The 10,836-nt window shown below is 57.7% G+C and carries 12 protein-coding genes; 7 read left to right on the top strand and 5 right to left on the bottom strand.

The genetic code is table 11. The features are described from left to right. The 3 genes from DVH29_RS15540 to DVH29_RS15550 form a co-directional block, all read left to right on the top strand. Window positions 1-707 (top strand): ABC transporter ATP-binding protein (locus tag DVH29_RS15540; RefSeq protein ID WP_147276137.1); only part of this gene is annotated, 707 nt, incomplete at its 5' end. Window positions 708-720: 13 nt separating this feature from the next. After that, window positions 721-1,719 carry an ABC transporter substrate-binding protein gene (locus DVH29_RS15545; RefSeq protein ID WP_114647101.1) on the top strand — a complete coding sequence of 333 codons (999 nt, stop codon included), beginning with the start codon at window positions 721-723 and terminating at the stop codon, window positions 1,717-1,719. A 90-nt stretch (window positions 1,720-1,809) separates the two neighbouring features. Next, entirely contained in the window at window positions 1,810-3,012 is a 1,203-nt protein-coding gene (locus DVH29_RS15550) for an MFS transporter (protein ID WP_114647108.1), read from the top strand. Between the two features lie 104 nt (window positions 3,013-3,116). Here the strand turns inward: DVH29_RS15550 and DVH29_RS15555 are convergent, their stop codons facing one another. Continuing rightward, window positions 3,117-3,722 (bottom strand): TetR/AcrR family transcriptional regulator, encoded by a 606-nt coding sequence (locus DVH29_RS15555; RefSeq protein ID WP_114647109.1) that lies wholly within the window; start codon window positions 3,720-3,722, stop codon window positions 3,117-3,119. Window positions 3,723-3,822: 100 nt separating this feature from the next. Between DVH29_RS15555 and DVH29_RS15560 the strand changes: the two genes are divergently transcribed. Further along, window positions 3,823-5,040 (top strand): MFS transporter, encoded by a 1,218-nt coding sequence (locus tag DVH29_RS15560; protein ID WP_245945039.1) that lies wholly within the window; start codon window positions 3,823-3,825, stop codon window positions 5,038-5,040. A gap of 36 nt (window positions 5,041-5,076) precedes the next feature. Here DVH29_RS15560 and sigJ read toward each other — a convergent pair whose 3' ends face one another. Further along, on the bottom strand, window positions 5,077-6,012 hold the full coding sequence (gene sigJ / locus DVH29_RS15565; protein WP_199562615.1) for an RNA polymerase sigma factor SigJ: 936 nt from the start codon (window positions 6,010-6,012) through the stop codon (window positions 5,077-5,079). 219 nt (window positions 6,013-6,231) lie between these two features. Here sigJ and DVH29_RS15570 point away from each other — a divergent pair, with 219 nt between their 5' ends. Both DVH29_RS15570 and DVH29_RS15575 read left to right on the top strand, forming a co-directional pair. Continuing rightward, entirely contained in the window at window positions 6,232-6,537 is a 306-nt protein-coding gene (locus DVH29_RS15570; protein WP_114647102.1) for an antibiotic biosynthesis monooxygenase family protein, read from the top strand. A gap of 92 nt (window positions 6,538-6,629) precedes the next feature. Continuing rightward, a complete protein-coding gene (locus tag DVH29_RS15575) occupies window positions 6,630-6,974 on the top strand; it encodes a nuclear transport factor 2 family protein (RefSeq protein ID WP_114647103.1) in 345 nt (114 codons plus the stop codon). Window positions 6,975-7,080: 106 nt separating this feature from the next. Here DVH29_RS15575 and DVH29_RS15580 read toward each other — a convergent pair whose 3' ends face one another. Both DVH29_RS15580 and DVH29_RS15585 read right to left on the bottom strand, forming a co-directional pair. Next, window positions 7,081-7,980, bottom strand: a complete 900-nt coding sequence (locus DVH29_RS15580; RefSeq protein ID WP_147276138.1) for an alpha/beta fold hydrolase — start codon at window positions 7,978-7,980, stop codon at window positions 7,081-7,083. 124 nt (window positions 7,981-8,104) lie between these two features. Continuing rightward, window positions 8,105-8,422 (bottom strand): DUF2834 domain-containing protein, encoded by a 318-nt coding sequence (locus DVH29_RS15585; protein WP_114647105.1) that lies wholly within the window; start codon window positions 8,420-8,422, stop codon window positions 8,105-8,107. 288 nt (window positions 8,423-8,710) lie between these two features. On the opposite strand from DVH29_RS15585, the gene DVH29_RS15590 reads away from it, so the two are divergent. After that, window positions 8,711-9,343 (top strand): tyrosine-type recombinase/integrase, encoded by a 633-nt coding sequence (locus tag DVH29_RS15590; protein ID WP_114647106.1) that lies wholly within the window; start codon window positions 8,711-8,713, stop codon window positions 9,341-9,343. Window positions 9,344-9,491: 148 nt separating this feature from the next. Here DVH29_RS15590 and DVH29_RS15595 read toward each other — a convergent pair whose 3' ends face one another. Then, window positions 9,492-10,508, bottom strand: a complete 1,017-nt coding sequence (locus DVH29_RS15595) for a hypothetical protein (RefSeq protein ID WP_114647107.1) — start codon at window positions 10,506-10,508, stop codon at window positions 9,492-9,494. Between the last annotated feature and the right edge of the window lie 328 nt (window positions 10,509-10,836).

The following is a 10,836-nucleotide window of genomic DNA, read 5'->3' on the forward strand; positions in this document are numbered from 1 at the left end:
CCGGCGCTCGATACCCCCAACATCAAGTGGCCTGGTTTTGCGCCGCCCAATGGCCGACTTTTACCCCGCCGTTGACACGCGCCTTGCGTCCGTCGAGCGGCGTTGTCTGGATCGACGCGGACGATCTCTCAACAATGAGCCTACGCGCGACCGCGCAATCGATCGCGGCGCTCACACAGGAGGCAAGCTCGGACCTCGACTTCACTGTCGAGGAGATCGTCGCGCTTGGGCGTGCACCACACCTTCACGGGAACCAACGTCTAAGCGCACGCGAACAGAAACTTTGCGACAGAGCTATGCAGCAGCTCGAAATTGCTCATCTGGCCCAACGCGGCATGCTCGGCTTGTCCGGAGGAGAGCGTCAGCGCGTCATGATTGCGCGTGCCCTCGTGCAGGAGCCGAAAATCCTCGTCCTCGACGAACCCACTAACCATCTCGACATGCGTCACCAGATCGAACTTCTGTCCCTTCTCAGAAAATCGGATCTGGCCGTTCTGGTGGTGCTGCACGACCTCAATCTGGCTGCGGCAGCTTGCGATTATGTGGGTGTGCTCTCCGAGGGCCGACTGCATAGTGCTGGCCCTCCTGGGCAAGTCATGACGCCTGCAACCATCCGCGACGTGTTTGGCGTCGACGTCAGTGTCCTCGAACATCCGCTGACCGGTCATCCCCAGCTCTTTTACACTCTAACTTCTTCTTTTGCATAAAGGATCATTTTTCATGCCTGGACATTCCCTGGCTCGCCTCGTTCTGCCAATATCGGCACTATCCCTCGTCCTTGCTGGTTGTGGCGCACAGGTTGCCGGCGACGGCGAAGGTGGTGAGGCGAGCGTAGCTACCGTCAAGCGCTGCGCCGAAGATGTTCAATACACCGTCCCCCAGCGTGCAGTGGTTTATGAAGGCGGCAGCGCCGACAAGCTTTTCGTTCTCGGTCTCACCGATCATGTCCGTGGCTATGTCATGCCGCCTGCCAATCCGCCTGTTTCCCAATCTCCTTGGGCAAGCGAATACGAACAGGTCGAATTTCTCAGCGACGACCTGCTCAATCGCGAGCTGGTCGTCGATGCCAATGCTGACTTCGTGGTTGCCGGTTGGAATTCGGGTTTTTCGGATTCGCGGGGCATCACACCCGAGATTCTCGATACGCTCGAAATCATGAGCTTCATGCACACCGAATCCTGTTTCAACTATCCCGACTATCCAGAAAGGGTGACACCGTTCGAAGCGCTGTTCAGCGATCTTGAGCGGCTCGGCCAGATTTTTGACGTCGAGGATCAGGCGGAGGAAATTGTTGCCGAGATGCGCGAGAGGATCGCCGCTGTCGATGCCCAGGTGCCGGACCGCGAGCCCGTGCCGGTGTTCCTTTATGATTTCGGGGAGGACCAGCCCTTTACTGCGGCGAGCCAGGTGCCACCGAATGATATCATCCGCCATGCTGGCGGCATCAACATCTTCAACGATCTCGATGCCCGCTGGGCCCAGGTCAGTTGGGAGGCTGTTGTCGAGGCCGAGCCCGAGGTCATAATGATCCTCGATTATGGCGACACGCCCGCTGAAGACAAGATCGCCTTCCTCAGAGCCAACCCCATGATGGAAACGGTTCCGGCTGTGATCAATGACCGCTTCTTCATCCTCAATTATAATGAGGGGATCAGTGGCCCGCGCAATATTGACGGGCTGGAGAAATTTGCCGAATACCTGCGCGACCTCGATCTCTGATCGCAACTTTGAGGCGCCGTATCGCTTCGATGCGGCGCACCCACTTTTTCATTGGAGTTTACCATTCACTCCTCCCTTGGGTCATCCAGTGTGCGATCGTTCTCATTCTTAAGACTATGGATCGGCAGCACCGCTTCCGGACTGGCGACCTGGGCTTTGTCCTTTGTCCTGGGGCTGGCGGTTCTTGAGGGAACGCTCTCGGCAGTCGACCTGGGCTTGGCACTTGCCGCGAGAACGGTTGGCTTTCTGTTGGCGGTTTCAGTCGGCGGGGTGCTCGCCGATCGGTCCGGACGCCGAAATGTCGTGCTCTATGCGAGCTTGGCGGGCGGTATCGGCATCTCGATCATCACCGTCGGCGTGGCTTTTGCTAGCACATATGCCCTGCTGGCGGTCAGCTTGGGGGCAATGATCGCAGGAGTGGGGCAAGGTGCCTGCCGTCCTGCCTATCAGGCACTGGTGCCGCTTATCGTTTCCATCGAAAATTTACAGTCGGCCAATGCCGCCATGAGCGTTTCCGTTCGTGTCACCAATCTGGTGGGTCCAGCCGCCGCGACGGCATTGGCTCTGATGGCCGGTCTTTCCGTGGCTCTTTGCGCCATACTAGCACTTTGGATGATCAGCGCAATTGTGCCGTCCTGGCCGAATGAAAATAGTCGGCAATCGTCGAAAGCCGTGTCCGGCTTATCGCTTGCGACGTTTTTCTCGGACCTAGCAGAGGGTGTCGACGAGGCCCGCCGTCATCCTTGGTTCCTTGCCGGTCTGGGCGCGCTGACCGCCGTCATCGCAGCCGGCTACTCGGTGACTGGCGTACTTGTTCCGATCATCAGCCGCGACCTATATGGCGGCGCCATTTTGCTCACTGGTTCGGCGACAGGTTATACTTTGGGCGCCCTGTTCGGCGCGATCATAGTCTCGCGCTGGCGGCCAACGAATGCGGGATGGTGGGCTCTGGGAGGGCTCGGTCTTTATTGTCTCGTGCCGCTGAGCTTACTTATTCAGGCCCATGTCGCGGTGCCCATCCTGGCATTCGTCCTGGCGGGCCTGGGGATCGAGCTTTTCAACGTGCCCTGGTTTACGGCAACGCAACGCGAAATAGCGCCCGACAAGCTTGCTCGCGTTTCGTCTCTGGACTTTCTTTTGTCTTACGGGCTCGCGCCCGCAGGTCTTGCTCTGATCGCCCCTGCCGCCAACGTGTTTGGATACAACGCCGTTCTGGCGATTTCTGGAGCCATCTGCCTTCTGGCTCCGCTCGCCGCATGCGTCGTGCCCTCGTGCAGAACCTTGCGCACGTAGTCGACTTGGGGGTGATTCCGGTCCGTCCGCTTTTTGGCGCCGGATGTGAAAATCAGTCGTCGCCCTCGGTCGCGACATAGGCTTTATTCTTGCAATGTTTGAGTTCAACCGAGTTTTGTGGACGGGACAAGTGCACTCATCGCCGGTTCGATCAGGGCTGCGAGCTGCTCGCGAGCAGCGCCATCGCGCGCCTGGAACGATATTGCCTGCATGATCCCATTATAGAAGTCAGCAAGGCACTCAACGTCTGTATCGGGCGCAAGATCCCCCTCATGCACTCCGCGCTCAAGCCGTTCGCGCAACATCACCACCGTCTTTTGACGCGCGGCAAGAAGATGGGCTCGTGCGGCCTGGTTTTCGGGCAGGCAGTTGACGACGCCGAGGATGAGAAAGCACCCGCCCGACTTCGATGAAAGCGCGACGTTGATGCTTTCCTCCAATGAGGCGCGAACTCCTTGCCTTGCCGTTGCCGCTTCCTCCAGCGCGCGCCTGGGTCCCGCGCCCACCGTCGCCAGGTAGAGATCGACCGCTTCATGGAAAGCCGCTTCCTTGGAGCCGAAGGCCGCATAGAAACTGGGCGGTGTGATGCCGATCGCGGCAACGAGGTCATTGAGCTGCGCGCCTTCATACCCCTTTGCCCAGAAAACCTCCATTACGCGGGCAAGCGCGTCATCGCGATCAAAGCTGCGGGGCCGGCCTCTGGCGGTCATGAGCATCCTTTCTGTAGTTGCATTTATATAATTGGCTTGACCGCTCCGAGCAAGACCGCTAGCCATTTCTGTAGTCGTAATTATAGAAATGACGTATGCCATGGCCAGTGCCGAACCCCTCGACAATTCCCCTTCACCCGCAGACGACAGTGACATCCGCTCTTCAAAGATGCCCCTGGCGATATATCTCCTGGGTGCGGCTGTTTTTGCCGTCACGACGTCGGAGTTCATGGTCGCCGGCATCATGCCGTCTCTTTCAACGGCCTTGGGCGTCTCCGTGGGCGAGATCGGCTATCTGATTTCCTATTTTGCCCTCGGCATGACGATCGGGGGTCCATTGGCGACCGCCCTCCTTCTGGCTCTCAAGGTGCCGAACAAGGCAGCGTTTCTCTGGCTGCTTGGCCTTTTCGTCATCGGAAGCATCATAACCGCTATCGCGCCCAGCTATGGCGTCATGGCGCTCGGCCGCATCATTCAGGGCATATCCAGCGGCGGGTGCTTCGGGATCGCGCTAACAATCTGCGCCAGCCTTGTGTCACCGGACCTTCGTGGGCGAGCGGTCTCTGTCGTTCTTGCCGGACTGATGCTCTCACCTGTCGTCGGTGTGCCCGCCACAGCCATCATCGACCAGGCGTTGGGATGGCGAGCGAGCTTCTGGAGTATCGTCGTCCTGGCGGCGCTCTCCATTACAGTTGTGGCTATCGGAGTTCCAGCGTCCAAGCAGGACGTTTCCGTCGACCTTCGAACCAGTCTCAAAGCTCTCAGAAACGGGCGGCTTTGGGCAGCCTATCTGACCAGCAGCCTTATCATCGGCGCGACGTTTGCCGCGTTCAGCTATTTCTCGCCCATTTTCACTCAGCTTGCGGGCTTGTCCGAGGGCGCCGTTCCAATATTGCTCGCGATCTACGGGGTCGCCAACGTTGTGGGCAACCTTGTTGTTGGCCGCTTCGCCGACCGCTTCACGATTCCCATCTTGATCGGCGGGTTGACGATCCTTGCTTTCGCCCTAGCCACCTTCGCCCTTTTCGCAACCATTGCCGCGATCGCAATCACCGCCTTCGTCGCGATTGGCCTTTTCGGGGTAACCATGAACCCGGCCATGGCCGCGCGGGTGATGCGTGCTGCTCACCCCGATCCGATGGTCAATGCGATACATTCCTCAGTCATCACGACCGGGCTTGCAGTCGGCACCTGGGCGGGAGGGCTGGGCATCGATGCCGGATATGGCCTCACGGCACCGCTCTGGGTCGGATTGGCGTTGGCACTCCTCGGGCTCCTGAGCCTTGCTCCAAGGGCCGCAAGGAAAATCGCGAGTTAATGGGGCGGTAGGTGGCAGTGTGGGGACAAGGGCGGCCTAGTCGCCCTTGAACCAGGCGCGCAATTTGTCCGGATTGCGCATGGCCCAGATGTTGTGGATCACCCCGTTGCGCACGGAAGTCGAGATCACCGAAACGATCTGGTCGCCGGCCATGCCGATCAAGCCAGGCTCACCATTGACTGTCGCGATCTCGACCTGAAGATCGGGCTGACGTGCCAATATCCCAGCAAAGAATTCGGCAATTGCATGAGACCCGATCAATGGCTCGGTTGCCGCCGCGGTTTTGCCGCCGCCGTCGGTGATGGCCTCGGCGTCTCCATCCAGAACGGCGATGAGCGCTGCGACATTTCCTGTCTGCCAGGCGGCTCTGAACGCTTCATTGAGTCTTGCATGCTCTTCCCAGCTCGATTGCCGTCGCGCCCGGTTGCCCAGCCGCTTGCGCGCCGAGAACGCCAATTGCCGGCATGCCTGCGGCGTCCGTCCGATGATTTCGGCGATTTCCTCAAAGGTGTACTGGAAAACGTCGTGCAGGATGAAGCTCACCCGCTCAGGTGGGGTCATCTTGTCGAGCACGATCATCAGCGCCATTGAAATGGACTCGCTGACGCTCTCTGGGGTTCCCAATCCCGCATTCGCGGCGGGATTGGAGGCAAAGCCCCAGAACTCACCGCCTTGGACCGGTTCGGGCAACCACTCGCCGACATAGACCTCCCGCTTGTATTGAGAGGATTTGAGACGGTCAAAGCAGATACGGGTCAGTGTCGTCCGTTTCCAGGCCAGGGGAACGGAAATGCCCTGTCGCTCCTCGCGACCGAGCGAATACCAGCGGACATATGTTTCCTGCACTGCGTCTTGTGCATCGGCGACGGTTCCGAGCAGCCGGTACCCCAACGCCATCAGAGCGGCTTCATCTTTTCGGAACTCGGGATCATCGCTTGGATGCCCGATGAGCTTGCGATTGGTCGGCGTCACCGTTTGTGCCTCATCAATTCGGACCCGGCCCTGGCGGGCCGCCCTTCAAGCCTATGACGATTAGGGCAGCTCAAATGTCAGCGGAAAAACTTTGCGTATGCAGGCCGCCTATGACTGACATTTCCCTGCTCGCACTCGTCATAGGTGTGGGCTCGATTGGTAGGCCCGGCTTTTAACTGGCGCAAAATCATGCCGCGCCATGGAGATGGAGACTTAGTTATGTCGAACGGTGAAGTGACCTTCGTCAACATCCTTGAGGTTGAGGAAGGAAAGCAGGCCGAAGTTGCGAAAATTCTTCAGGACGCCACCGATACGGTGATCAGCAAGCGCCCGGGCTTTGTCTCGGTAACGCTTCTGGCCAGCAAAGATGGCAAGCGCATCGTTAACGTCGCCAAATGGGCGAGCACAGCGGACGTTCAAGCCACGCAGAACGATCCGGCTGCCGCCGAGTTCGGCAAAAAACTGGCCGGGTTGGCTAAGCCGGTTCCGGGCCTCTACGATATCGTCGGTGAATATAGCGCCTAGGAAAAACGGACGAATTTCTCCAAGATGGTTGGCGCGTACCAGAGTGCGCCAACCCCATTTGCTATGGCAACCTGGAAATCAAGGACGTCAAGATGGACGATGAGAACGCCTGGAAAACCGAGCAACGTTTGTGGCTAGAGGGCATCTCGGCTTACGATGATATACTCGATCCCTCCTGCCTGATGGCCTTCCCCGGCATGGGTGTGCTGAACGTTGCCGCGATCATCGAAGGGCTTAAGGGTGCGCCGCGCTGGACCGATGTAACGATGAGCGATCGCGTCGTTAGCCGAGCTGGTGATGCTGTCATTGTCCTGGGATACACAGCACAAGGCCGGCGCGAAAACGCGGTTCCTTACCTCTGTTTCTGCACGTCGACCTATCGAGCAGAGGGACAGAATTGGAAGCTGGTGCAGCACCAGCAAACTCTCGCAGGCTGAACATCATCCGCCTCATCAACAGCAAATCGCATGATCGACTGAAACACGATTGCCTGCTCTCTGACCGTCTGATCTTGGAGTAGCATGGCTGCTACGAAGTTCGAGATTATCGCGTCACTGGTGGAGTGAAACTGTTGATCACATCTCGGGTGATCCAGGACGATTCTGTCATCAGGTCAAAATGGTTGCGACCCGGATGCTCGATGTATCGCCCGTCCGGGAACTGATTAACCATGCGAGCCGTCGCGTCTCTGAAGAAGCAGTGCTCCCCGGCATACAGCAAGACTGGAACCTCGATCTTATCGCGCGTTCCCGCTAAAGACGGCCATCTAGCTTCAGCCCGACGAAGCGCATGAAGTGCTTTCGTGTCGCTGACGGCAAGACGTTCCGCCATTCCCCTAGGTACATCGAACATCTGCCGCCAGAGTGAAAGCCATGCTTGCGGCCCTTGTGCGAAAGTCTCTGCCACGAGATCGTTGTCGAGGTCCACGACCGAGTGCAGTTCTAACCCGCCAAGGATCAACCCACGGTAGGCGGAAGGATTTCTGCCGGCAACCGCAAGAGCGATCTTTGCCCCCAGCGAGTAGCCCCAGAGGATCGGATTTTTCAGGCTGAGGGCGCTGATAACGGCCTCGATGTCGGATGCCATTTTTTCCAGCGCGTAATCACCGGAATTTAAGGGCCGCGTGCTGGCCCCATGCCCACGGGGGTCAACGCAAACAATCTGAAATGAAGATGCAAGTTCCGCTACATATCCCAGCTCAAACCAGTCCTCACACGACATGCTTATGCCAAAGATGAGAATGAGGGGAGGTTTCGTTTCGTCGCCCGCAAGTTCGTATCGAACAGCAATATCGTTGTTGTTTATGTAGGGCATCGGTTTTTCATAAGAGACGCAAACGTCAGGAAGGCCGCTCGATGTACCAGGCAGATCCTGATTTCCCGGACAGGTATGAACGATGACAACGGCTATCTGCAAGGGTTCGATCAGAAGACCATTATTCAACGTCCGCTCTGAGGCGACGGGAGCAGGCCATGTCGTGCAAGGCTAAGATGGGGTGGTTTGCAGACTGGCTGGGGGCAAGGAGCGGAAGAACGGTACGGTCCCCACAATGACCCAGCCTTTTAGATCATTGCTCTTTACACCGCTCGCGCAAGTACAGGTAGAGCGGCAGCGCCAGCGATAATCCAACAAAGAAGCTTGCTGGAAGCACTAGCCACCAGGGCGCAACGTTGTTCCGAGCCGCGTCCCGCCACGACCATACCCAAAAAACGACGATTGAAATCAGCACATCGGCCGAAAAGCCGCCCGCTGCCCCGTTCGCAAATAGCGATTGCACAAAGAGTGGAAGATCGAGACCGTGCAGCGCGAAAAAATATCCGAAGAACAACCATGGGACCACGGTTCCTGCCACTGCCATGGCCAGATAGAACGTCTCAGCTCTCATTTGTGTCCTCCTTCATCGCAGCCCAGAAACGAGGCTTGTCCCGTCCGGCACAAAACTCGGCCTATCCCCGCGACCTACGATAAATGGAAACCTGTGGCCAGCTTCTTCAGCTGGCGTGACGGCAGCTTTTTGGAAGCACAAACTTCTGTCAGAAGGACAAGAAGGGGTCGGAACCCGAATGTCGGCTTTCCACAATTCCTCGCCGAAACCGGACAGTCTGCAATCGGCCCCGCGGCTGCCGGTCTCATCGTTTCTCCTTTGACCAATCACGGTCAAAGGAGAACTCCGATGGGATACTCACCATATGATGCTGCAGCCCGAGGACGGGCTGCATGGAATGCTGGAAAGACTGTTGGGACCAAGCGCCCTCTAACGCAGAAGCAGATCTGGGCTATCCGCTTCTTTCTGGATCGGGAGAGCCGAGTTCGAGATCGTGCCCTGTTCGATCTTGCGATCGACAGCAAGCTTCGCGGATGCGATTTGGTGAAGATCAAAACCGGTGACCTGGTCACAGGACCGGAAATTCGAACACGGGCTACGGTGGTGCAACAGAAGACCGGCCGTCCTGTCCAATTCGAATTGACCGGCGATGTGCGCGCCAGCCTATTGGTGTGGCTCGAGAGACGCGGCGGCACAATTGACGATCATGCATTCCCAAGCCGGGTCGACCACTCGCACCACATGAGCACGCGCCAGTATGCCCGCCTGGTGGATGAATGGGTCACTGCGATCGGGCTTCGATCATCAGATTATGGCACGCACTCGCTCCGCAGAACCAAAGCGGCCATGATTTACAAGGCCACCGGCAATCTGCGCGCCATTCAGATATTGCTCGGCCACACCAAGATCGAAAACACGGTGCGGTATCTCGGTGTGGACATCGAGGACGCGTTACTTCTCGCTGAACGGACCGAAATTTGAGCCTGGAGCGGTCATTCGCTCACAACGGATGACCGCTTCGTACCGCTTGCTGTATGCCCACGAAATCCGCAACGGGGTGGAAAACGGACTGACGGCTTTCGGGCTCAAATCAGGTCAAGCTGCCGGCGAATATGGTTGTTTTGAGCGTTCAACGCTCTCGCTTACTAACCGCGCTAGCATTGTCTCTGGTGCGTTGACCCTTCAACGCAAGGGCGCCTGCGGCAAGGACAATTGCCAGCATCGCTACATTGTGGAGGTATTTGGGTAAGGGTTCTACATCACCGAGAAGCGGGAAATAAAAGAAGGCCAGCACGCCACGGCTGAGCAGGTAACCGAGTGCCACAGCTGCTGAGTGCTGTAACGTCCAACTAAATCGCATTCTCATCCCGATGATCATGGCAAGGATCAGGAGCGTAGCACTCAGGCCCACTGCCACGCCGATCCAGTTCTCTCCCGCAAAGTTGCCAAGTACCGCCACGGCAAACGTCACCGCAAGAACGGCTAGAGGGCGCGAATGCCGGGTTGGCGTTATCTGCGGGGTCGTACTACGGCGACCAATCAGCGCTGCCGCCACAAAGCATGCAGCGACGAGGATCCATGATACGACAAGCTGGGTTTGTGAAGCACTTTGCGAGGATGGGTCAAACATGATCAACGCAGCCGCTCCCAGGTAGCAGACAGCTGCAACAATCATTCCAAAGGGCCCCAACCACGGAGCGGAAGCACGCCTTGGCCGCCATGCTTCCGCTATCGCGATTGGGCCAGCGAAGCTGAAGATGATATGGCCGAGGATGAAATTATAGGCATTATAGGCGCTGATACCGAAAGCGGGGATATAGGTCGCTGATCGGTTTTCTTCCCAGCCCGCATATCCGCGATACTGCTCGGCAAACATGGCCTGATCGATGATACAGGCCTGCAGAATGCCTAGAGCGGCGCAGAGAAACAACAGAGAAGGCCAGCCCCATCGCAAGCGCCGGGCAAGCTCGCGCATCAGCAAGGCGGGAGCGCCGTAAAGCGCCATGAAAAAAATCAGGTTGAACAGGACTGCGCCAATATCGCCAGTGCTATCAGAGTATGCGGCCAACAGCTCTGCACTGACGGCGCAAAGTGCTGCCAGTGCCAAGACCTGAAAACTCCCAAGAATCCAGTCCCGCCCGATCATTTGCTCCTCGAACTCATCCTATTGAACACATCGGTTTGATCTCAATGAGCAGTGTGAACCTGTGTCGTGGCAATGACGGCATTTGGCGTTTAGCACAATTTGGCTGGATGACAAAAATGGGGTCGGATGCCGAACGTCGGCTTACTTCGTTTCCTTGCCAATACCGGACCGACAGCAAACGGCCCCAAACACGTCATTCGGCAATCGGCTTGGCGACGACCACTTGGCCCGCAATCTCGACCTACAGCTTGAGAACGGCGGTGCAAAATTAGTCCACGGTAGCGGCTGGATTGTCCTGCTGCGGGCGGCTTAAAAGTCGTCCACCTAT

It is taken from the genome of Pelagibacterium lacus, from assembly GCF_003345525.1.
In the GTDB taxonomy this organism is placed as follows: Bacteria; Pseudomonadota; Alphaproteobacteria; order Rhizobiales; family Devosiaceae; genus Pelagibacterium; species Pelagibacterium lacus.